The 21,537-nt window shown below is 74.6% G+C and carries 25 protein-coding genes; 14 read left to right on the forward strand and 11 right to left on the reverse strand.

The window, feature by feature from the left end; all coding sequences use genetic code 11:
- The first annotated feature begins 20 nt into the window (after positions 1-20).
- The 7 genes from O7613_RS08570 to O7613_RS08600 all read left to right on the forward strand — a co-directional run bounded on the left by O7613_RS08570 (position 21) and on the right by O7613_RS08600 (position 4,661).
- Positions 21-650 (forward strand): uridine kinase, encoded by a 630-nt coding sequence (locus tag O7613_RS08570; RefSeq protein WP_281589866.1) that lies wholly within the window; start codon positions 21-23, stop codon positions 648-650.
- A 196-nt stretch (positions 651-846) separates the two neighbouring features.
- Positions 847-1,245 carry a TraR/DksA C4-type zinc finger protein gene (locus O7613_RS08575; protein WP_282293142.1) on the forward strand — a complete coding sequence of 133 codons (399 nt, stop codon included), beginning with the start codon at positions 847-849 and terminating at the stop codon, positions 1,243-1,245.
- 25 nt (positions 1,246-1,270) lie between these two features.
- The gene (locus tag O7613_RS08580) at positions 1,271-2,140 is read left to right on the forward strand and encodes a DUF72 domain-containing protein (RefSeq protein ID WP_282293143.1); all 870 of its coding nucleotides are present in this window, start codon (positions 1,271-1,273) and stop codon (positions 2,138-2,140) included.
- 104 nt (positions 2,141-2,244) lie between these two features.
- Positions 2,245-2,430 (forward strand): hypothetical protein, encoded by a 186-nt coding sequence (locus O7613_RS08585; protein WP_281589860.1) that lies wholly within the window; start codon positions 2,245-2,247, stop codon positions 2,428-2,430.
- Positions 2,431-2,435: 5 nt separating this feature from the next.
- Positions 2,436-2,864: a DUF2267 domain-containing protein gene (locus tag O7613_RS08590; RefSeq protein ID WP_282293145.1), complete on the forward strand. Its 429-nt coding sequence runs from the start codon at positions 2,436-2,438 to the stop codon at positions 2,862-2,864.
- 213 nt (positions 2,865-3,077) lie between these two features.
- Positions 3,078-3,380: a hypothetical protein gene (locus O7613_RS08595; protein WP_281589856.1), complete on the forward strand. Its 303-nt coding sequence runs from the start codon at positions 3,078-3,080 to the stop codon at positions 3,378-3,380.
- A gap of 9 nt (positions 3,381-3,389) precedes the next feature.
- Complete coding sequence (locus O7613_RS08600) at positions 3,390-4,661, forward strand: cupin domain-containing protein (RefSeq protein WP_282294509.1); 1,272 nt, start codon at positions 3,390-3,392, stop codon at positions 4,659-4,661.
- 124 nt (positions 4,662-4,785) lie between these two features.
- Here the strand turns inward: O7613_RS08600 and O7613_RS08605 are convergent, their stop codons facing one another.
- From O7613_RS08605 to O7613_RS08625, 5 genes are all read right to left on the reverse strand, one after another.
- Positions 4,786-5,457 (reverse strand): hypothetical protein, encoded by a 672-nt coding sequence (locus O7613_RS08605; RefSeq protein WP_282293147.1) that lies wholly within the window; start codon positions 5,455-5,457, stop codon positions 4,786-4,788.
- Positions 5,454-8,126, reverse strand: a complete 2,673-nt coding sequence (locus tag O7613_RS08610; RefSeq protein ID WP_281589852.1) for an FtsK/SpoIIIE domain-containing protein — start codon at positions 8,124-8,126, stop codon at positions 5,454-5,456. Before O7613_RS08610 ends, O7613_RS08605 begins: the two co-directional genes overlap by 4 nt.
- Positions 8,119-8,997, reverse strand: coding sequence for a hypothetical protein (locus O7613_RS08615; protein WP_281589850.1), 879 nt, complete (start codon positions 8,995-8,997; stop codon positions 8,119-8,121). The genes O7613_RS08610 and O7613_RS08615 overlap by 8 nt, the downstream gene beginning before the upstream one ends.
- 9 nt (positions 8,998-9,006) lie before the next feature.
- Positions 9,007-9,267, reverse strand: a complete 261-nt coding sequence (locus O7613_RS08620; RefSeq protein ID WP_281589849.1) for a hypothetical protein — start codon at positions 9,265-9,267, stop codon at positions 9,007-9,009.
- 185 nt (positions 9,268-9,452) lie between these two features.
- Positions 9,453-9,830, reverse strand: coding sequence for a hypothetical protein (locus tag O7613_RS08625; RefSeq protein WP_281589847.1), 378 nt, complete (start codon positions 9,828-9,830; stop codon positions 9,453-9,455).
- A 113-nt stretch (positions 9,831-9,943) separates the two neighbouring features.
- Between O7613_RS08625 and O7613_RS08630 the strand changes: the two genes are divergently transcribed.
- Genes O7613_RS08630 through O7613_RS08640 form a run of 3 tightly spaced genes read left to right on the forward strand, consistent with a single transcriptional unit; the run spans position 9,944 to position 13,062 of the window.
- Positions 9,944-12,493, forward strand: a complete 2,550-nt coding sequence (locus tag O7613_RS08630) for an ATP-dependent Clp protease ATP-binding subunit (RefSeq protein WP_282293150.1) — start codon at positions 9,944-9,946, stop codon at positions 12,491-12,493.
- Positions 12,494-12,538: 45 nt separating this feature from the next.
- The gene (locus O7613_RS08635) at positions 12,539-12,712 is read left to right on the forward strand and encodes a hypothetical protein (RefSeq protein WP_282282010.1); all 174 of its coding nucleotides are present in this window, start codon (positions 12,539-12,541) and stop codon (positions 12,710-12,712) included.
- Complete coding sequence (locus O7613_RS08640; protein WP_282294510.1) at positions 12,712-13,062, forward strand: DUF3140 domain-containing protein; 351 nt, start codon at positions 12,712-12,714, stop codon at positions 13,060-13,062. Before O7613_RS08635 ends, O7613_RS08640 begins: the two co-directional genes overlap by 1 nt.
- A 94-nt stretch (positions 13,063-13,156) precedes the next feature.
- Here the strand turns inward: O7613_RS08640 and O7613_RS08645 are convergent, their stop codons facing one another.
- From O7613_RS08645 to O7613_RS08655, 3 genes are read right to left on the reverse strand one after another with little or no spacing between them, the layout of a single operon-like run.
- A complete protein-coding gene (locus tag O7613_RS08645; protein ID WP_281589839.1) occupies positions 13,157-13,393 on the reverse strand; it encodes a hypothetical protein in 237 nt (78 codons plus the stop codon).
- A gap of 20 nt (positions 13,394-13,413) precedes the next feature.
- Positions 13,414-14,400: a LysR family transcriptional regulator gene (locus O7613_RS08650; protein WP_281589837.1), complete on the reverse strand. Its 987-nt coding sequence runs from the start codon at positions 14,398-14,400 to the stop codon at positions 13,414-13,416.
- 49 nt (positions 14,401-14,449) lie between these two features.
- Positions 14,450-15,067 (reverse strand): hemerythrin domain-containing protein, encoded by a 618-nt coding sequence (locus O7613_RS08655; protein ID WP_282293153.1) that lies wholly within the window; start codon positions 15,065-15,067, stop codon positions 14,450-14,452.
- Positions 15,068-15,194: 127 nt separating this feature from the next.
- On the opposite strand from O7613_RS08655, the gene O7613_RS08660 reads away from it, so the two are divergent.
- Both O7613_RS08660 and O7613_RS08665 read left to right on the forward strand, forming a co-directional pair.
- Entirely contained in the window at positions 15,195-16,514 is a 1,320-nt protein-coding gene (locus O7613_RS08660) for a M20/M25/M40 family metallo-hydrolase (protein ID WP_282293155.1), read from the forward strand.
- A 59-nt stretch (positions 16,515-16,573) separates the two neighbouring features.
- Positions 16,574-17,227: a hypothetical protein gene (locus tag O7613_RS08665; protein ID WP_282293157.1), complete on the forward strand. Its 654-nt coding sequence runs from the start codon at positions 16,574-16,576 to the stop codon at positions 17,225-17,227.
- A gap of 55 nt (positions 17,228-17,282) precedes the next feature.
- On the opposite strand, the gene O7613_RS08670 is transcribed toward O7613_RS08665, so the two are convergent.
- Together O7613_RS08670 and O7613_RS08675 are read right to left on the reverse strand one after the other, a co-directional pair.
- A complete protein-coding gene (locus tag O7613_RS08670) occupies positions 17,283-17,474 on the reverse strand; it encodes a DUF5703 family protein (protein ID WP_107155556.1) in 192 nt (63 codons plus the stop codon).
- 69 nt (positions 17,475-17,543) lie between these two features.
- Positions 17,544-18,515 carry an aldo/keto reductase gene (locus O7613_RS08675; protein WP_281589829.1) on the reverse strand — a complete coding sequence of 324 codons (972 nt, stop codon included), beginning with the start codon at positions 18,513-18,515 and terminating at the stop codon, positions 17,544-17,546.
- Positions 18,516-18,678: 163 nt separating this feature from the next.
- Between O7613_RS08675 and O7613_RS08680 the strand changes: the two genes are divergently transcribed.
- The gene (locus tag O7613_RS08680) at positions 18,679-19,731 is read left to right on the forward strand and encodes an LLM class F420-dependent oxidoreductase (protein WP_281590319.1); all 1,053 of its coding nucleotides are present in this window, start codon (positions 18,679-18,681) and stop codon (positions 19,729-19,731) included.
- On the forward strand, positions 19,728-20,564 hold the full coding sequence (locus O7613_RS08685) for an undecaprenyl-diphosphate phosphatase (RefSeq protein WP_281589827.1): 837 nt from the start codon (positions 19,728-19,730) through the stop codon (positions 20,562-20,564). Before O7613_RS08680 ends, O7613_RS08685 begins: the two co-directional genes overlap by 4 nt.
- 56 nt (positions 20,565-20,620) lie before the next feature.
- Here the strand turns inward: O7613_RS08685 and O7613_RS08690 are convergent, their stop codons facing one another.
- Positions 20,621-21,196, reverse strand: a complete 576-nt coding sequence (locus O7613_RS08690; RefSeq protein WP_282293159.1) for a hypothetical protein — start codon at positions 21,194-21,196, stop codon at positions 20,621-20,623.
- Positions 21,197-21,537 lie beyond the last annotated feature (341 nt).

Here is a 21,537-nt window from a genome sequence, read left to right on the forward strand (position 1 = left end):
TGGCCGGGCAGGATGGACGGATGCGTGTCCGTCCGATCAGCCCCGACCGCCTCGTCGCCGAACTGGTCGCGCGGCTCACCTCCGCCGAGACGCCCGGGCGGCTGCGGGTGGCCGTCGACGGGCCGCCGGCCGCCGAACCGGACGCCCTCGCCGCCGCCCTCGTCGACCCGCTGCGCGCCGCCGGACGGCCGGTGCTGCACGTACGGGCCGCCGACTTCCTCCGTCCCGCCTCGGTGCGCCTGGAACAGGGACGCACCAACCCGGACGCGTACTACGAGGGCTGGCTCGACGAACCGGGCCTGCGCCGCGAGGTGCTCGACCCGGCCGGTCCGGACGGCAGCGGCCGGCTGCTGCCGTCGCTCTGGGACGCCGACACCGACCGGGCCAGCCGGGCCACCTACCGGCGGGTGCCGGCCGGTGGCGTGGTCCTGGTCAGCGGCGCGCTGCTGCTCGGCGGCCCGCTGCCGTTCGACGTCGCCGTGCATCTGGTGCTCTCCCCGGCGGCGCTGGCCCGGCGCACCGACCCGGCGTGGCGCTGGACCCTGCCGGCCTTCGCCCGCTACGCCGACGAGGTCGACCCGGCCTCCTTCGCCGACGTGGTGGTACGCGCCGACGACCCCCGCCACCCGGCCCTCGTGGAGACCGGCTGAGCCGATGCGCGCACGCGGGCACGAACTCACCGGAAAGTGACAGGAAATCTCCGGTTTGGCCCGCTGGGGGCAGGGGTATTCGCCCGGCTCACAGGGCACGGGTGAGTTCGCCCGCCCACCACGTCCCGGACCGGGTCCGCCGGCGCTCGTCGCTCCGGCCGGACCCGTTATGAGACCGCAGGAAAGGCAGGCAGCGATGCTCGTCCACGACACGACAGCCACGGGCCGCTCCCAGGCGGAGGTCGACCAGATCCGGCAGTCCCTGCGGTCCCGGTACGACGAACTGACCGCGGAGTACGACCACGCCGTCGCGCAGAGCCAGGTGCTGCGTCTGGTCGAGGTCGGCGACACCGCCGGCGACGACCAGGCCGACAGCGGCACCAAGACCGCCGAGCGGGACACCGCGCAGTCCCTGCTGCGCACCATCCTGGAGCGGCGCGCCCAGTTCGAGCGCGCGCTGGCCCGCCTCGACGAGGGCACCTACGGCTACTGCGAGGGCTGCGCCGCGCCGATCCCGGTGGAACGGCTGGAGATCTTCCCGTCCGCCACCTCCTGCGTGGCGTGCAAGCAGACCCGGGAGCGGCGGGCGGCCTGAGCCCGCCCGGTCGTCGGTCGGTCCCGTGGGTGAGATCGAGGTGGGCACCGCGTCGTGGATCGACCGGACCCTGCTCGACTCCGGCTGGTACCCGGCGGACGCCGACACCCCGGAGCGCCGGCTGTCCTACTACGCCCGGCAGTTCCCGTTGGTCGAGGTGGACGCCACCTACTATTCGCCGCCGGCCGAGCGGACCGCTCGGCTGTGGGCGGACCGCACGCCACCCGGGTTCACCTTCAACGTCAAGGCGTTCAGCCTGCTGACCGGCCACCCGACCCGGGTCTCCGCGCTCTACAAGGACCTGCGGCCGGCCACGCAGAAGCGCACCGTCTACCCGGGTGACCTGCCGGCGCAGGCGTACGAGGAGGTCTGGACCCGGTTCCTGTCCGCCCTCGACCCGCTGGTCTCCGCCGGCAAGCTCGGCGCGCTGCTGTTCCAGTTCCCACCCTGGTTCACCCTCCGGCGGGACAACAAGCAGTACCTGCTCGAGGTGGCGCGGCGGTGCGCCCCGCTGCGCCCGGTCTTCGAGTTCCGGCACGCCTCCTGGTTCGACGGCGACCACGCCGACGAGACGCTGGAGTTCCTGCGCGGGCACGAACTGCCGCTCGTCTGCGTGGACATGCCGCAGGGCCACCGGTCGTCCGTACCGCCGGTGCTGGCCGCCACCGCGGACCTCGCGGTGGTCCGGTTCCACGGGCACAGCGACAAGTGGACGAGCAAGGACATCCACGAGAAGTTCGGCTACGACTACTCCGACCGGGAGCTGCGCGACTGGGCGCCGAAGCTGCGCGAACTGGCCGGGCGGGCCGAACGGACGCACGTGCTGATGAACAACTGCTACCGCGACCACGCCCAGCGCAACGCCACCACGCTCGTCGGCCTGCTGGCGAACTGAGCGCGCTTCACCCACACCGGGTGAGGCCCGCTCACCCGTCCGCCGCGCAGCATGGGCGGTGCGCGCGGCCCGCCGGACCGCGCGCGGCGACGAGGAGGTGGGTCATGACGGTACGGGTGGTGGCGGATCGACGCCGCGGCGGCGTCCTGCACGTGGTCGGCGACACCGGTGTGCCGCGCGGGCGCGCGGGGCGGCCCGGCCGCTTCAGCCCGACCCGGCTCTGGCGGGGGCCGAGCGGGCCGCCGCGACGCGCCGACGACCGACGCTGGGAAACCGACGCCCGGGGGTGAGCCGGATGGCTGAGCAGTTGATGTCCGCGTTCGAGTCCTCGCTGGACAAGACGAACGTGATCCTCAAGGAGATCGAGTCGGCGTACGGCTGGCCGGCGGATCGCCGCAACCAGTCCTACGCCGCGTTGCGCACGGTGCTGCACCTGCTGCGCGACCGGATGCCGGTGGGGGAGAGCGCCGAGTTCGCCCAGCAGCTGCCGGTGCTGCTGCGGGGCATCTACTTCGACGGCTGGCAGCCGGAGAACGTGCCGATCAAGCTCAACCGCGACGACTTCCTCTACGAGGTCCGCCAGGGCTTCCCGTACGACACCGACGGCGGCCCGCGGCGGGTGGTGCAGGTCGTGCTGGACACGCTGCGCCGGCACGTCACCCAGGGCGAGTGGCAGGACGTCAAGGCGAGCCTGCCGCGGGATCTCGGTCAGCTGATCCCCTGACCGGCCGGTGGCGTCCGGGGGACCGGCGGCCCGGCCCGCCGGTCCACCCTCCGCGTCCTGGCACCGACCGGGTCCGCCCGCCGTGCCGGCGCGAACCGTCCGCGCGTGCCGGTCCGGACGTCTACGGTGTGTTAGAGAAGATCGAATGTGGGGTACCACCCGCTGCAACACGGTCCCCGGGAACACGCGGGGCGGCACACCGAGGGAGCACCCATGGCTTTGAACGACGACGACATCCAGACCAGCGGCGGCGGCGGGCTGGAGGGTCCGGCCGACGGTGGCGCGACGCCGGGTCAGCACGACGGTGGCGCGGACGGCGGCGCGGAGGGTCCGGCCGACGGCGGCGCGGCCCCGGGTCAGCACGACGGTGGCGCGGACGGCGGCGCGGAGGGTCCGGCCGACGGCGGCGCGACGCCGGGTCAGCACGACGGTGGCGCGGACGGCGGCGCGGAGGGTCCGGCCGACGGCGGCGCGACCCCCGGCCAGCACGACGGCGGCGCCGACGGCAGCGCCTGAGCGATGACCATGACGCACGTCGACCCGCCGGGTGGCCACGGCCACCCGGCGGGTCCGTCTCCTGCCGCCGGGGCGCTGGCCCGCTGCGTGGCGGTCGAGCCGGCCACGTTCGTCGCCGACCACTGGGGCCGCGGCCCACTGCTGTCCCGGGCCGCCGAGCTGCCCAACTCGGACGGCTTCACCGACCTGCTCAGCCCCGCCGACGCCGACGAGTTGCTCAGCCGCCGCGGCCTGCGTACCCCGTTCCTGCGGGTGGCCAAGGACGGCCAGCTCGTGCCGGCGGCGCGGTACACCGGCGGCGGTGGCGCCGGCGCCGAGATCGGCGACCAGGTGCGCGACGACAAGGTGCTGGCGCTCTACGCCGACGGCGCCACGCTCGTGCTCCAGGGCCTGCACCGCACCTGGCCGGCGCTCGTCGACTTCGCCCGTGACCTGGGCGCCGCGCTGGCCCAGCCGTTGCAGGTGAACGCCTACCTCACCCCGGCCGGCAGCCAGGGTTTCGCCACCCACTACGACACCCACGACGTGTTCGTGCTCCAGGTCGACGGCCGCAAGCACTGGCGCATCCACCCGCCGGTGCTCGCCGACCCGCTGGAGCGCCAGCCCTGGGGTGGCCGGGCCGACGAGGTCGCCGCCACCGCCGACGGCCGGCCCGCGCTGGACGTGGTGCTCGAACCGGGCGACGCGCTCTACCTGCCCCGCGGCTGGCTGCACAGCGCCCAGGCGCAGGAGTCCAGCTCGCTGCACCTGACCGTGGGGATCCGGGCGCTGACCCGCTACGCCATGGTCGAGGAGCTGCTGGCCCTGGCCGCCGAGGACGCCCGACTGCGCGCCGGCCTGCCGTTCGGCCTCGACCTGGCCGACGCCGACGCGATCGAGCCGGAACTCACCGAGACCGTCGAGGCGCTGCGCGACTGGCTGCTGCGGGCCGAGCCGGCGGCGGTGGCCGCGCGGCTGCGGGACCGGGTGTGGCCGGCCGCCCGCCCGGCGCCGATCCGACCGCTCGCCCAGGCCGAGGCGCTGGCCCGGCTGAGCCCGGACAGCCGGATCGCTGTCCGGGACGGCCTGCGCTGGCAGCTCACCCCGACCGGCGACGGTCGCGTCGCGCTGCGCCTGCTCGACCGCACGCTCACCCTGCCCGGCACCTGCGAGGCGGCGCTGCGCGCGCTGCTGGCCGGCGAGGTCACCCGGGTCGGCGACCTGCCCGGCCTGGACGACGACGCCGACCGCCTGGTGCTGACCCGCCGCCTCCTGAAGGAAGCCGTCCTGACCCCCGCCTGACCCACCCCACCCACCCACCGTCCCGCCGCGGTGATCATGAAGTTGACGGCGATGTCGATCTCCGTTGATGCCGCCAACTTCATGATCGCCGGGCCGGCGCGGGGTGGGGTGGGGTGGGGGCGGGTCAGCGGGTGTAGGTGACGGCCAGCAGGAGCAGCGTGGTGGCCAGGCCGCTGGCGGCGACCAGAATCATCGGGCGCGGGGTCAGCACCGCGTGCCGACGGTCCGCCAGCAGCCGGGCCGGCGCCAGCCCGACCAGCGGACCGAGCAGCGTGATCACCAGCGCCAGCACCGGCAGGCCCACCGCCAGGTCACCGCCCGAGCCGGCGCCGAGCGCCCGCGTCCCGATCCCCAGCAGGTACGCCACCAGCGCGCCGCCCACCCCGCACGCGATCAGCAGCGGGTTCACCGAACCGGGCAGCTCGCCCGGCGTTCCGGTGCGCTCCAGCAGCTCCCGCACGCCGCGCAGCAGCGGCACCGGGTCACCGGCGACGTCCCGGGCCGGCCCGGGCGGGTCACCCAACCGCCGCACGCTCATGCCCAGCCGATCGCGGAGCTGCGCCCACAGGTGGGTGACCTCGCCGTCCACCCGGTCCACCATCCGCTGCGCCGCGGTCACCTCCGCCTCGGCCCGTCGGACCGCCTCGGCCGCCTCGGCCACCGCGCGGTCGGCGGCGGCCACCTGCTGGGCGTACCAGGTGTGTGCCTCGGCCCGCTGGGCGGACACCCGGGCGGTCAGCTCGGCGAGTCGGCGGATCTGGGCGCTGTACGTCTCACTGGAGACCGGTTCGTTCATCGCGATGGACCATAAGGGATGATCACCTGCCCGGTGCGGTGCACCGCGCGGTCGAAGAAGAGACCGCGCCACGGCCGGGGATACCAGTCCGGCCCGCCGCTGCCCGGGTAGAGCGACGAGCCCAGCTCACCGCCCTGCACGTCGAGCGCCACCCAGGCGCCGATCTGGTCCGTGCGGGCGCCGGCGCCGCCCAGGTCGGCCCGCATCCGGGCCACCCCGCGCCACCAGGCCAGCACGTGGGTGCGGCGTTCCGGCCCGTCGTGCAGGATCCGGCGTAACTGCGCCAACCCGGTCCGGGTGCCGGCCTTGCCGGCCAGCGACCCGGCCGCCGCGTCCACCGCGTACAGCAGCAGGAAATGGGGGGTACGCGGGGTGCCCGGCGCGGCCAGGCCGTCGCCCACCTCGGCCATCAGCTCGGGCACCGTCTCCTCGTCGTACCAGGAGGCGTCGCCGGGCAGGTCCTCGTAGAGCGCCCGGGCGGCCGGGTCGGCGTCCGGGTCGAGGCAGGCGATGGAGAAGCGGGCGGCGCCGGGACGGTACTGCCGGGCCAGCGAGCGGGCGGCGGCGTCGAGCACCGCGCACGCCTCGTCCACCCGGGTGCCCAGCACGGCCAGGTTCCGGCCCGGGGCCCGGGGCAGCCGCAGCGCCGCCGAGCGGGACTGCACGTCGATGATCTCCCCGAGCACCGCCACCGGGTTGCGCGGCAGGCCCTGTTCGGGGGCGGTCAGGGCACGGAAGTCCGGCGCGTCGGCGAGCCGGGGGATCGCGTCGCCGTCGAAGAGCCGGGCCGGCGCGGCGTCCTGCGGGCGCATCCGCCACAGCCGGTGCTGCAACTCGCTCCACGTCTCCCAGTCGCTCGCGGACGGGATCCGGGCGATCTCGTTGCCCTCGGTCAGGCCCGACTCGGCGTTGACCACCGCGTGGTGGCGGGGCAGCGACTGCGCGGCGTCGTTGCGTTCGGCCAGGATGCGCAGCGCCTTGGGCAGCGCGATGCGCAGGGTGAACTGGGCGACCAGGGCCGGCCGGCCCCACAGCGCCTCGATGCCCCGCACGTCCTGGGACGCGAGCACCAGGTGGATGCCCTGCGACCGGCCCCGCCGGGCCAGGTCCTCCAACAGGTCGGCGGCCTCCCGGGCGACCACGTCCCGGCCGGCGAGCAGCGCCTGGAACTCGTCGACCACCGCGACGATCCGGGGCCAGTGCCCGGTCGGGTCCACCGCGCGCAGCTCGGCCAGCTTGGTGACCTCGTGCTTCTTCGCCGCGTCGGCCCGCCGGCGCAGCTCCTCGGCGAGGAACCGGAGCAGGCCCAGGCCGAACTCCCGGTCGGTGTTGACGTTGATCCCGACCAGCCGCATGTGCGGCAGCCAGCTCGGGTCGCGCCGACCCTTCGCGAACCGGGCGAAGGACACCCCCTCCTTGAAGTCGAGCAGATAGAACTCCAGCTCGGCGGGGGAGTAGCGGGCGGCGAGCGCGCCGATCCAGGCGAAGATCAGGTTGGTCTTGCCGGTGCCGGACGGACCGCCGATCAGCGCGTGCGGCGGGTAGTCGCCGAGGGTGAGCAGCACCGGGCGCCCGTGCGGGCCCTCGCCGATCGGGGCGCTGAGCCCGTGCGCCGAGTCCTCCCGCCAGTATTCGTCCGGCGCGGGCAGCAGGTCGGTGAAGGGCGTCGGCGGCGGGCCGGCGTTGACCCGGGAGGCGAGCGTGCGGCAGGTCTCGGTGACCAGGGCGGGCGGCGGCGGGTCGTCGAGCACCACCGGCAGCCCGGCGATCCGGGCGTCGTCCGGGTCGACCACGATCCGGGTGACGGTCCGGTCGTCGGGCAGGTCGATGCCCCGGACCACCAGGTGCACCCCGCAGGCCGCGCCGGTGCGCACCACCCGGTCGAGCTGGCCGCGCTCGTGCCGGGACAGCTCGTCGCCGCCGAGCAGCACCGCCACCCGCCACGGCTCGGGACGACGGCCGGTGGCGGCGGCCAGCTCCCGCAGCGAGCCGTACTCGCCGGCCAGCACGGTGGCGTTGATCCGGCGGATCTGCTCCACCAGGTCGTCCAGGAGCCGGCCGAGACCACCCGGGCCGACGAAGGTGAGCAGGCCGGCGGTGCCGAGCGGGGCGAACCCGGCCAGCCCGCCGCCGAGGTGCTCCGGGTCGTACCCGAACAGCCGGACCCCGCCCGGGTCGGCCCGGCCGACGGAACGCAGCAGCAGCGCCGGCACCACCGCGGCGAGGCCGTCCCGGTCGCCGCCGGCCAGGTGCGCGTGCCCGGCGTCGAGCAGCGGCACCAGCGCGGGCACCGGCGCGGCGCCGGGGATGCGTACCGTGCCGATCCGGACCGCGCCCGGTGGCTCGCCGCGACCGGCGGGCGCGGCCTGCCAGTGCTCCCACGGCGTGGACGCCGCGCCGGGCGCCTCCCGCCGCGCGGCGTCGGCGGCCCGGCCGGCCAGCTCGGCCAGCCGGGTGGTGTGCCGGGCGTCGATCTCGGCGAGCCGCCGGTCGCGCGCCGCGCCGACCCGCTCCGGCACCGCGGCGGCGGCACGTCGGGTACGGTCCAGCCGCTCCCGGTCGGCGGCCAGCTCGGCCTCGGCGGTGGCGAGGCGGGTGCGGGTGGCGCCCAGGGCGTCGGAGAGCATCCCCCGGACCCGCGTCACCAGTTGGGCGCGGACGTCAGCCACGCGACGGCTCCCGTTCCTCGGTGTCCCTGGGCAGGTCCCGGCCGAGCCGTTGCAGGAGCACGCCGGTGACCACCCCGGCGGTGACCGCCGGGTCGGCGGCGTGCGGCTGCTCCTGCCCGTCGTCGCGGCGCGGCGGTGGCATCCGGCAGACCCGGGTGAGCAGCGTGTCGAGCACCGGCGGCGGCAGGCCGGGCAGCAGGTCGCGGACCCGCCCGTCCAACTCGCGGCGCAGCCGGGTCAGGTCGTCCGCGCGGGGCGGGTGGCCGAGCAGTTCCCCGGCCAGGTCGCGCAGCATCGGCGGGGCGATCGCGGCCAGGCCGAGCCCGACGTCGGCGTGGGCCCGGCGGAGCTCGCGGTGCAGCCGGTCCCGGTCGCCGGAGCGGATCCCGACGACCACCCGGCGCAGCAGCTCCCGGGAGTCCTCGATCCGCTCGTCCGGCTCGTCGGGGGCGCCCTCCCGCCCGCCGGTCAGCTCGGCCACCCGGACCGCCCACCACCGTTTCACCGCGGGTTGCTCGTCCGGCTCGGCGTCCGGGCCCGGCGCGGGCGGCGCGTCGCCGCGCGGCGTGTCGTGCCGGGGCCGGCGCTCGCCCGGCGGCGGGGGCGGCGCGCCGTCCGGGGACAGCCCGATCGCGGCCAGGTACGCGGTGAGCTGCTCCTGCGCCACGCGCAGCGCGTAGCCGGTGGTCTCGGCGTGCTCGATGGCGGCGGACAGCTCCGGCACGCCCATCGGGTCGGCCGACTCCTGGCGGACCCAGCGCAGCCGTTCCTGCGCCTGGCCGAGCTTCTCCAGCGCGGCGGCGAGCTGCGCCAGCGGCAGCTCCTCGGCGGCAGCGCGGACCTGCGCGCCGATGTCCTCGACGATGGACACGGCCGGCCCTCAGAGCGTCGACACGTAGAGCTGGGCCTGCTCGACCGCCACGAGTGTCGCCGCGAGGCAGTCCTCCAACCCCTGGCTGGCCTGGGTCAGCGAGGACTGGGCCGCCTCGACGGTCTCGTGGCCGCTGCCCTCCAGCGCGCCGGCCAGGGTCTGCTGTGCCTCGGCCAGCTTCTCGCCGGCCGCCTGCACCGCTGTCTGCCCGTCACCGATCTGCTGGAGAGCGACATCGATGGCGGCCTTCAGCTCGGCGACGCTCGCCACGTGGACCTCCTGGGGGCAGGGGAGATCTCCATTACAACCCATCCCACCGGATGGGCGAACATCCGCCCTCGCGCCGTTCCTGCCCGGGTGTCCGATCAGGGCGCTGACGTGCGCGAAGACCGCGCCGCCCGGCCTCCGCTGGTCCCACCGACGGGCGGGTCGGTCCCACCGGCGGGACCCCCGGGTCAGCGGCCCAGCCAGCGCGGCCCGCGTACCTCCGCGCCGAGCGCGGTGACCCGGGCACGCAGCTCCCGGTCGGCGGTCACCACCACCCGGCGCCGGTCCGGCGCGGCGGCGACCAGCTCGACCACGGTGTCGTCGCCGGACCCGGAGGCGGACACCACGTCGACCCCGGGTGACGGCGCCACCCGGCGGGCCGCGCCCTCCACCACCAGCACCACCTGCACCGGTGGTGGCAGCTCCGGCGGCACCCCGGCGTCGGCGAGCGGCGCCAGGGCGTCGCGCAGCCGGACCGCCGCGCCGGCCCGGTCGCGCCACCAGCCGTCCGGCCGGGAACCCACCACGTTCGCGCCGTCGACGACCAGCAGCGGCCTGCTCTCCATGCCCCCAGCCTGCCATCCGGTCGCGTTTGCCGCGCACCCCGCCGGGTAGCCACCGCCGACCGTGCCGTGTCGTGTCGCGTCCCGGTCGTGCCGACCGACTGCGGAGGACGAAGATGACGGGACCCGGTGACTTCGGCAACGACCCGTGGGACGAGTTCCTGGCCCGCTACTTCGGCCGGGGCGAGGGAGGCCGCCGGCCGGCCCACCGGGTCGACATCACTCGCCTGATGACCGCCGACGCCCGGGAGATGCTCGCCGACGCCGCCCGGCGGGCCGCCCAGAAACACAGCACCGACCTGGACACCGACCACCTGCTCTGGGCGGCGTTGCAGCGCGCGCCGCTGCGGGACCTGGTCCGCCGCGCCGGCGCCGACCCGGACGCGCTCGTGAACGCGCTCGGCGGGCGGGCCGAGGGCGCGCCCGGCGGCGACGTGCCGCCGAACCTGTCGCTCACCCCGGCCGCCAAGCGGGCGTTGCTCGACGCCCACCAGCTCTCCCGGGCCATGGGCGCCAACTACATCGGCCCCGAGCACATCCTGATGGCGTTGCCGCTGAACCCCGAGTCGCCCGCCGGGCGGATGCTCGCCGCCGGCCGGATCCAGCCGGAGTCGTTGCAGGCGGCCAGCGCCGAGCGCGGCGCCGCGAACGGCCCGCGCCCGGACCACGGCACCCCCACCCTGGACCAGTACGGACAGGACCTGACCGAGCTGGCCCGGATGGACCAGATCGACCCGGTGATCGGGCGCGCCGACGAAATCGAGCAGGCGGTGGAGATCCTGTCCCGGCGGACCAAGAACAACCCGGTGCTGATCGGGGAGGCCGGCGTCGGCAAGACCGCCATCGTGGAAGGGCTGGCGGAGCGGATCTGCGACGGCGACGTGCCGCAGACGCTGATCGGCAAGCGGGTCATCCAGCTCGACCTGTCCGGCCTGGTCGCCGGCACCCGCTACCGGGGCGACTTCGAGGAACGCCTGAAGAAGGTGATCGACGAGATCCGGGCCCACCGCGACGAGCTGATCATCTTCCTGGACGAGATCCACACCCTGGTCGGCGCCGGCGGCGCCGGCAGCGAGGGCGGGATGGACGCGTCGAACATGCTCAAGCCGGCGCTCGCGCGCGGCGAGCTGCGGGTGATCGGCGCGACCACGCTCGACGAGTACCGGCGCAGCATCGAGAAGGACGCCGCCCTGGCCCGCCGGTTCCAGCCGGTGCTGGTGCCCGAGCCGGGCGTCGAGGACACCGTCGCCATCCTGCGCGGCCTGCGCGACCGCTACGAGGCGCACCACCAGGTCCGGTTCACCGACGAGGCGCTCGTCGCCGCCGTCGAACTCGCCGACCGGTACGTCACCGACCGGTTCCTGCCGGACAAGGCGATCGACCTGATCGACCAGGCCGGCGCCCGGGTGCGGCTGCGCACCCGGACCCCCGCCTCCGACGTGCGCGACCTGGAGCAGCAACTCGACGAGGTACGCCGGGACAAGGAGCAGGCGGTCTCCGACGAACAGTACGAACGGGCCTCCGCGCTGCGCGACCGGCTCGCCGAGCTGGAGGACCAGATCCGCCGCGCCCGCGGCGACGAGGGAACCAGCCAGGTGCCCGCGGTCGGGCCGAAGGAGATCGCCGAGGTGGTGTCCCGGGCCACCGGCATCCCGGTCAACCAGCTCACCGAGGAGGAACGCGACCGGCTGCTGCGCCTGGAGGGACACCTGCACGAGCGGGTGATCGGGCAGGACGACGCGGTCGGCGCCGTCGCCGAGGCGGTGCGCCGCTCCCGCACCGGGCTGGCCGACCCGAACCGGCCGATGGGCAGCTTCCTGTTCCTCGGCCCCACCGGCGTCGGCAAGACCGAGCTGGCCCGCGCGCTCGCCGAGGCGCTCTTCGGCGAGGCCGACCGGATGGTCCGGGTGGACATGAGCGAGTTCCAGGAGCGGCACACCGTCAGCCGGCTGGTCGGCGCCCCGCCCGGCTACGTCGGCTACGAGGAGGCCGGCCAGCTCACCGAGGCGGTCCGCCGCCGCCCGTACGCGGTGGTGCTGCTGGACGAGATCGAGAAGGCGCACCCCGATGTGTTCAACGTCCTGCTCCAGGTGCTCGACGACGGCCGGCTCACCGACAGCCAGGGCCGGACGGTGAACTTCCGGAACACCGTACTGATCATGACCAGCAATCTCGGCTCGGAGCTGATCACCGGCACCCAGCGCACGGTCGGCTTCGCCACCGGCGAGCCGGGCGAACAGGAGGCCACCGAGCTGCGGGAACGGCTGATGCGCCGGTTGCAGGAGAACTTCCGCCCGGAGTTCCTCAACCGGATCGACGAGGTCATCATCTTCCAGCGGCTGGAGGCCGAGCAACTGCGCCAGATCACCGGCCTGCTGCTGGAGGAGACCCGCCGCCGGCTGCACGCCCAGGACATCCAGGTCGAGATCAGCACCGCCGGGGTGGACTGGCTCGCCGAGCACGGCTACCAGCCGGAGTTCGGCGCCCGGCCGCTGCGCCGGGTGATCCAGCGCGAGCTAGACAACCGGCTGTCCCGGATGCTGCTGGAGGACGAGATCTCACCCGGGCAGAAGGTCACCGTGGACGCCCGCGACGACCGGCTCGTCCTCGACGTGTCCGCCGGCGAGCGCGGCTATTCGGCCGCCACCACGTCCCACCCCCGGTGACCCGCCACCGGGGGCCGGCCGGCACGTGAGGATCGGAGGGCGGACATGACCGAACCCGAGGAGACCCGGGAGGACGCGGCGGCCGGCGAACCCATCGAGGTCGCGCCGACGGCCAACCCGTCCCGGGTGCGGGTGCCGCCGGAGGGCCTGACCCCGCGGACACCGACGAGCGAGGGCGAGCCGGAACCGTCCGGGCCGCCACCGGAGGAGGAGGCGTGATGGTACGCGAGGCGCGACTCGACCCCGAGGTCGAGGTGATCTGGGACGACTTCCACGCCGAGGTGAACGTGCCCTCCGAACAGTTGCGACAGTGGCTGCTCACCCGCGGGTCGGGGGAGGAGGCGTTCGGCCCGGACCCGGACCTGGACCTGCCCGAGCCGGGCCGGCAGATCCTCGCCGTGCTGCGCAAGCGCAAGGTCGACCTCACGCCCGAGGACATCGAGGTGATGCGGGACGCGATCACCCGGATCCGGGAACTCAGCGCCGAGCGGCCCGACCGGGGCAACGCCGACGACGAGTGGCGGCACGCGCTGCTCGACCTCGGCCACGACGTGCTCGTCGAGCGCTGAGCCGCCGACCGGGCGGCCACGCCGCCCGGGCCGACCGGGCATGGCCTCACGGCCCTCGCTTCGCTCGGTGCGTTCGCCCCTGCGGGGCCTCCGGTTACTCCGACTCCACGCTGGGCAGTCGCAGGCCGGCGGCGTCGGCCGCGGCCTGCCGGTCCGCCCGGGCCCGCTCCTCGCGGCTGAGCAGATCGGCGTACTCGGTGACGTCCGCCGGATCCGGCACCTCCGGCAGGCGGCGCAGGAACGCCTCCACGTCGGCGGCGGCGGTGGTGTGCGCGGAGGCCGCCCGACGCAGCAGCTCCCGCTCGTCGGCGGCGGGATACAGATCAGTCATGTCGTCGGTGATACCCGCGTTCAGCCGGTTCGCACCCCGCCCGCGCCGTGCGACTGCGCCCCGAAGTCCGGGTGGGCCGGCAGCCAGGACAGATAGTCCGGGTGGTGGGCCAGCGCGTCGGTGTACGCGGCCACCGCCGTCCGCAGCACCGGCTCCGCCACCGCCGCCGCCGGCGCCTCCGGGTGCCAGCCGAACAGCAGCCGCCAGCGCAGCGGCGCGCCGGCCAGCCGGCGGGTGACCAGCCCCGCCACCGGGCGGAACGTGGCCTGGCACAGCGCCACCGCGGCGCCCGCGTCCACCAGGTCCAGCGCGGCCCGCACGTCCGCCTCGTACACCTTGCGGGGGGTGAAGCCGGCGCGCGCGCAGGTGGCGGCGAAGCAGTCGCCGAAGCAGCCGTCGCCCGGCGCAGCCACCCACTGTTCCCGCCGCAGCTCCACCAGGTCGATCTCGTCCCGGCCGGCCAGCGGGTGGGTCTGCGGCAGCAGTACGAGGACCGGGTCGACGGCCACCTCGCGCCAGCTCAGCCCGAACACCGGCGACGGGGTGGCGTCGCCGCACACGCCGGCGAGGGCGAAGTCGAGCCGGCCGCCGGCCACCATCTGCGCCAGCTCGTCCACCGACCAGGACGCGTACGTGGTGATCTGCGCGTCCGGGCGCTCCGCGGCGAGCCGGTGCACCAGCCGGCCCAGGATCGGGCTGTTCACCCCACCGAACCGGTAGCGGCGCAGCGGGTCTCCCGCGCCGGCCATCCGGGCCGCCTCGTCCTGGAGGCCCTTCATCGCCGGCAGCAGCACCCGGGCCCGGTCCAACACCAGCTCGCCGAGCGCGGTGGGTCGGGCGCCCCGGCGGTCCCGCTCGAACAGCGGCCCGCCGAGGACCCGCTCGATCCGCTGGAGCTGGGCGGTCAGCGCCGGCTGGGCCAGGCCGAGCAGGGAAGCCGCCTTGGTGACGCTGCCCGTCTCGGCGATCGCGCACACCACCCGCAGGTGTCGCAGCTCCAGGTTCATACCGTGACGGTAGGACCACGAACGGGTGTCCGGGAAGAGGCGGATCGGCTCAGGCGTCCCGGCGATGCTCCAGGTCGGCCAGGCGGGTACGCCGCCCGGTGACCGCGTCGCGCACCTTGTCCACCACGCCCACCGCCGGCTCGACGATCTTGTTCCAGGGCGGCCGGGCCGGGGTGCCCGGATGCGGCCGGGTGGGCGCCGCCTCCTCGGCGATCTCCCACCGGTTGCCCAGCCGGATCAGCTCCGCGTCGCTGGCCACCTCCCGCAGCGGCGTGACGAGCGCGTCGACCCGGCCCACGTGCCGGCGTACCCGCTCGGCCACGTCGGCGACCGCCGCGTCGTCCGGACCGGACAGTCCCTTCAACGCGGCCAGCAGCGCGGCGTCCGCCTCGATCTCGCGCGCGACCAGCTCGCCGCTCTCCGGCACCGCGGCACAGGTGGCGGGGAACAGGTACTGCTCCTCGGCGGAGAGGTGCCGGGACACGGCGGCGGTGAGCACGTCGAGCACCCGGCGGCGACCGGCCGGGTCCAGCCCCGGCTCGGTCACCCGGTCGGCCAGGTCGAGCAGGGTGCGGTGCTCGGCGTCCACCAGGTCGGCCATGCTCCGCCCACCCGGCCGGTAGGCGTCGTCGGCGGTGGGCGGTAGCGGCGGCAGGGGGACGGTCACGGTGCCCTCCTCGTGGCGGCCGGCGTGGTGCCGGGATCGATGTCCGGCGTTACCCGCCCGCGCGCCCCGCGAAACCGGTCCGCACCGCGCCCGCCGTCGCGACCCGTTCGGCTGGTATAAGGAAGCGATGACGACCTCCTCCCCGCCCCGGCCCGCCGACGAGGTCGTGGACCTCTGCCGGGACCTGCTGCGCATCGACACCACGAACACCGGGGACAACGACACCAGTGTGGGGGAGCGGCGCGCCGCGGAGTACGTCGCGGAGAAGCTCGCCGAGGTCGGTGTCGACGCCGAGATCCACGAGTCGGCGCCGGGCCGGGCGAACCTGGTGGCCCGGATCCCGGGCCACGAGCCGGGCCGGGACGCGCTGCTGGTGCACGGTCACCTCGACGTGGTCCCCGCCGACCCGGACGAGTGGTCGGTGCACCCGTTCTCCGGCGAGATCCGCGACGGCTACCTGTGGGGCCGCGGCGCGATCGACATGAAGGACTTCGACGCCATGGTGCTGGCCGTGGTCCGCGACTGGCAGCGCACCGGCGTCCGGCCCCGCCGCGACATCGTGCTCGCGTTCACCGCCGACGAGGAGGCCGGCAGCGACTACGGCGCGCACTTCCTGGCCCAGCGTCACCGCGGGCTCTTCGACGGTTGCACCGAGGCGATCGGTGAGGTGGGCGGCTTCTCCTACTCCGTCGACGAGTCCCGCCGGCTCTACCTCATCGAGACCGCCGAGAAGGGCATCGACTGGCTGCGCCTGCACGCCAAGGGCCGGCCCGGCCACGGCTCGATGGTGCACGACGACAACGCGGTCACCGCGCTCGCCGAGGCGGTCGCCCGGATCGGCCGGCACCGGTTCCCGGTGGTGATGACCGACACCGTGCGCGCGTTCCTGGCCGAGGTCGGCGACGTGCTCGGCATCGAGATCGACCCGGACGACCCGGAGACCGCGATCGCCAAGCTCGGCCCGATCGCCAACATCATCGGCGCCACCGTCCGCAACACCGCCAACCCGACCCGGTTGGCCGCCGGCTACAAGGACAACGTCATTCCCGGCCGGGCCACCGCCACCATCGACTGCCGCAGCCTGCCCGGGCAGAGCGAGGAGTTGGAGCGGCAGCTGCGGGAGCTGGTCGGGCCGGACATCGTCATCGAGTACGTCCAGCGCCAGCCGGCCCTGGAGACCACGTTCGACGGTGAGCTGGTGGCACAGATGTCCGCCGCGCTGCGCGCCGAGGACCCGGGCGCGCACCCGGTGCCGTACATGCTCTCCGGCGGCACCGACGCCAAGGCGTTCTCCGCGCTCGGCATCCGCTGCTTCGGCTTCGCGCCGCTGCGGCTTCCCGCCGACCTCAATTTCTCCGGCCTGTTCCACGGCATCGACGAGCGGGTCCCGCTGGACGGACTACAGTTCGGCGTGCGGGTTCTCGACCGCTTCCTCCGCAACTGCTGACCGCGCCCGCCGCGGCGCCGCCCGCGCGGACCTCCCCCATCGCGAAGGGACTGCCTCACATGACCGACCAGCACGGTGAGCTGGACGCCGCCCTCGAGCAGGTGATCGACGCGGCCCGCGCCCATCTGGCCGCCGTCCGGGCCGCTCATGGCCGGATCGACGACGACGCCGTCTGGCAGGCGTACGTCGCGTTGAACAACGCCTCCTTCGCGTACGACGAGCGGCTGCTCGACGCGTTCGGCGAGGTGACACCCTGGGACGTGGAGTCGATCGACCCGGACGAGGCCGACGAGCGGTTCGGCGCGGTCGAGGGCGGTGAGCCCACCGACCCGCACCCGCGGGTGATCTCGGTGCGGCAGCGGCGCGACTACCGGGTGCCGAGCATCGCGGCCCTGCTCCGGGTCGCCGAGGTGGCCCGCCGGGAGGGCACCCCGGAGGACGACGAGCCGGCGCCGGTGGAGGGGGTCGGCGAGGCGGTGCTGGAGCTGTTGCAGAGCGGTGACGGCTCGCTGTCCGCGCTCGACGTGCCCGAGCTGGAGCCGCTCGACGGTGTGGTCATGGTCAGCGAGGTCGGCACTCCGGTCGACCTGGAGTCGTTCGACGACGACGACCCGGTCGGCCCGTTCCAGCCGGCCGTTGACGACCGGCTGGTCGGCCGCCTCGACGAGCACCCGTTCCTGGACCTCGACGAGGAACACGACCACGCCCACTAGGCCGTGACCGTCCCGGGGCCGCACCGCGCGGCGCGGCCCCGGGTACGGGGCGGGGTCAGTACGACAGGCCCGGTTGCGGCTTGTTCACCACGCGGCGGCGCAGCATCACCTGCCGTGTGCCGTCCCGGTAGAGCCGCACCCGGGCCAGCTCCCACCCGGAGAACTCCGCCTGGATCGCCAGTTGCGCCGCGGCGGTCAACCGGTCGACGTTCGAAGGCAACCGCAGCGGCGCGTATTCGTAGTCCATGTCCCCATGCTGCCCAGCTCGCGGCCCCTCCGCCACCCCCCTGGCGGTGGCCCGGGTCGCGGCGGCGGGTCAGCCGTCGCGCTCCGGGTAGCCGACCGGCACCGCGGAGACGTCGTCGAGCGCGGTGACGATCTCGTCCGGCAGGGTCATCCGCTCCACCTGGAGCGCGCCGAGCAGCTGCCCGACGGTGCGGGCGCCGAGGATCGGCGCGGTGACGCCGGGCCGGTCCCGGACCCAGGCCAGCGCCACCTCCGTCGGCGACACGCCGAGCCCGCCGGCGGCGATGGCCACCGCCTCCACGATGCTGGAGCAGCGGGGCTCCAGGTAGGTGGCCACGAAACGCTCGAAGTGCGGCGACACCGCCCGCGAGTCCGCCGGGCGGCCGTTGCGGTACTTGCCGGTCAGCACCCCCCGCCCCAACGGCGACCAGGGCAGCAGACCCAGCCCCATCCCGGCGCAGGCCGGCAGCACCTCACGCTCGATGCCGCGCTCCAGCAGCGAATACTCCACCTGGGCGGCGACCACCGGGGCCCGCCCCGGCCAGGCGGCCTGCCAGGCGGCGGCCCGGGCGGTCTGCCAGCCGGAGAAGTTCGACACGCCCACGTACCGGGCCTTCCCGCTGGACACGGCGTGGTCCAGGGCCGAGAGCGTCTCCTCCAGCGGCGTGTCCGGGTCGTACCCGTGCACCTGCCAGAGGTCGACGTGGTCGGTGCCGAGCCGGCGCAGCGACGCGTCGAGCGTGCGCAGCAGGTGCCCGCGCGAGCCGTCCCGCCGGCGACCGCTGCCCGGCCGTAACCCCGCCTTGGTGGCGATGAGCATCTCGTCGCGGTCCACCAGGCTGCCCAGCAAGGAGCCGATCACCGACTCGGCGTCGCCGTCGGCGTACACGTCGGCGGTGTCGACGAGGTTGCCGCCCGCGTCGAGGTAGCTCTTCAGCTGCGCGGCCGCGTCGTCGGCGTCGGTGTCCCGTCCCCAGGTCATGGTGCCGAGCGCGAGCCGCGAAACCGCCAGCCCGCTTCGGCCGAGCGGTCGCTGTTGCATGCGTGAACCTTATTTCGAACCCGGTGTCACGGGTATCCTCGCCGCAGTCAACTTCCCGCGCGACCGCAGAGCGGTGTGACGTGTTCGGGCGAGCCGGTGGTCGGCGGCGTCACCGGCATTGCGTAACCTGATGCGACCTGTGGTGCGGACGGTGGGAGGACCATTGCGACTCGGGCTCAGCCTTGGCTACCAGACGGCGTGGAGCACGCCTGCGGACCACCTGGCGCTCGCTCAGGAGGCGGACCGGCTCGGCTACTCGGTGGTGTGGGCCGCGGAGGCGTACGGCTCCGACTCGCCGAGCATGCTGGCCTGGATGGCCGGGCAGACGGAGCGGATCGACCTCGGCGCCGCGGTCATGCAGATCCCCGCCCGCACCCCGGCGATGACCGCGATGACGGCCGCGACCATCGACGCCCTCTCCGGTGGCCGGTTCCGGCTCGGTCTGGGCGTCTCCGGCCCCCAGGTCTCCGAGGGCTGGCACGGCGTCCGGTTCGCCAAGCCGCTGGCCCGCACCCGGGAGTACGTCGACATCGTCAAGCTGGCGGTCGCGCGCAAGGAGGTCGTGTACGACGGCGAGCACTACACACTGCCGCTGCCGGACGGCCCGGGCAAGGCGTTGCGGCTGGGCTTCCGTCCGCCGCGCGAGCACATCCCGATCTACCTGGCCGCGGTCGGCCCGAAGAACCTGGAGCTGGCCGGCGAGATCGCCGACGGCTGGTTGGCGGTCTTCTACGCCCCGGAGTTCGCCGAGGAGCAGCTCGCCCCGGTCCGGGCCGGGCGGGCGCGGGCCGGCCGGGAGCTGGCCGGCTTCGACGTGGTGCCGTCGGTGCCGGTGGTGGTCGGTGACGACGTCGCCACCTGCGCCGAGCTGGTCCGCTGGTACGCCGCGCTCTACGTCGGCGGGATGGGCAGCCGCGAGCAGAACTTCTACAACCAGCTCGCCACCCGGATGGGCTACGGCGACGCGGCCCGCGAGGTGCAGGATCTCTACCTGGCCAAGCAGCAGCGTGCCGCGGCGGCGGCGGTGCCGATGGAGTTCATCGACCGCACCTCGCTGCTCGGCCCGAAGGAACGCATCGCCGAGCGGATGCGGGAGTACGCCGCCGCCGGTGTGACCACGTTGTCGGTGACGCTGTTCGTGGCCGACCGGGACAGCGGCGTGCAGACGCTGCGCACCGTCGCCGAGGCCCTCGACCTGTCCGGGGTCGGCGAGTGACCTGGGTCGAGGCCATCGTCCTGGGCGTCGTCCAGGGCCTGACGGAGTTCCTGCCGGTGTCGTCGTCGGGGCACCTGCGCATCACCTCGGCAATCTTCTTCGGCCGGGACGCGGGCGCGTCGTTCACCGCGGTGACCCAGCTCGGCACCGAGGCCGCCGTGCTCATCTACTTCTTCAAGGACATCTGGCGGATCGTCCGGACCTGGTGCCTGGGTCTGGTCGACCGCTCGGTGCGTTCCAGCCTCGACTACCGGATGGGCTGGTACGTCATCGTCGGCACCATCCCGATCGGCATCCTGGGGCTGATCTTCAAGGACCAGATCCGCACCGCCGGCCGGAACCTCTACCTGATCTCCTTCACGCTGATCTTCTTCGCCCTGGTGCTCGCCTTCGCGGAATACTGGGGGCGGCAGACCCGCACGCTGGAGAACTTCCGGATGCGGGACGGCGTGGCGATGGGGCTGGGCCAGGCCATGGCGCTGATCCCGGGCGTCTCCCGCTCGGGCGGCACGCTCACCGTCGGCCTGTTCCTCAACCTCACCCGGGAGACCGCGGCGCGGTACTCGTTCCTGCTGGCGATCCCCGCCGTGGTGATCTCCGGCGTGTTCAGCCTGCCGGACGTCTTCGAGCCGTCCGCGCCGGGCACCGCCGCGCCGAGCGTGGCGCAGATGGTGGTCGCCACCGCGATCGCCTTCGCCATCGGGTACGCGGCGATCGCCTGGCTGCTGCGCTACGTCGCGCACCACACGCTGTACCTGTTCGTGATCTACCGGGTGGCGCTCGGCACGCTCGTGCTCTGCCTGCTGCTCACCGGCACCATCAGCGCCACCTGACGTTCGCCCGGCACGCCGACGGCCGGCACCCGTTCGGGGTGCCGGCCGTCGTGGTGTCAGCCGTTCCAGTGCTGGCCGACGAGGTCGGCGGCCTGCTGCTCCCACTGCGCGTACGCGTCCGGGTAGGCGCTGACCTGGACGGTCTGCGCGGCGGCGGTCAGCGGCATGTCCTGCCAGCCGTCGACCTGCTTCAACCCCTTGAGGAACGCCAGGGTCGAGTATTCAGGGTCGGTGATCTGCTCCGGCGTGCCCCAGCCGCTGGACGGGCGCTGCTGGAACAGGCCCAGCGAGTCGTGGTCGTTGCGGTCGCCGAGGTGACCCAGGTTCTCCAGCTTGGACTCCTGGAGGCTGGTGGCGATCGAGATGACCGCGGCCCGTTCGGGCAGGCCGGCCTTCTTCGTCGCCGCGATGATCGCCTTGGCGTTGGCGGTCTGCTCGTCGGTCAGGTCGATGCGGGACTGGGCGCCCTGCACGCCGTGCGGCACGAGCGCGGCGGGGTCGGCCTGCGCGGTGACGGCGACCTCGCGGGCGGTGGGGCTGGTGTCGTGGTGGTTGAGCGGGCCGGCGGCCAGGCCACCGGCGACGGTCAGTCCGGCGATGCCGAGGATGCTCTTGCGCAGCATGGTGTTCATGGGGGGCTCCATTCGGGGGTCGACACCCGGGGGTGGGGTGCGCGAGCACCGTCAGGCGCTCTCGGGGGATCCGACCGGTCACGGGGCGGGGGCCTCGTCGTGCCGGCGGAACGATGTGCAACGACCGGCGACCCGCCGTCATTCCGCGGATCCGTGATCCGGAGTGGCGGGCGTTTCCGCTGCTCAGCCGCGCACCGGGTATAACGCCCCCGGCCCGGCGCCGATTCCGTCGAGCGGGTGTCGCCCACCACCCGGAAACCCGACATCTCACCCGCCTCGGATTGACCGGCAACGTCCCACCCCACTCGCCCGGCCCCCGGCCCGGCCGAAACGCCCGCCGG

Origin of the sequence: Micromonospora sp. WMMD975, from assembly GCF_029581215.1 — a bacterium.
Taxonomy (GTDB): domain Bacteria; phylum Actinomycetota; class Actinomycetes; order Mycobacteriales; family Micromonosporaceae; genus Micromonospora.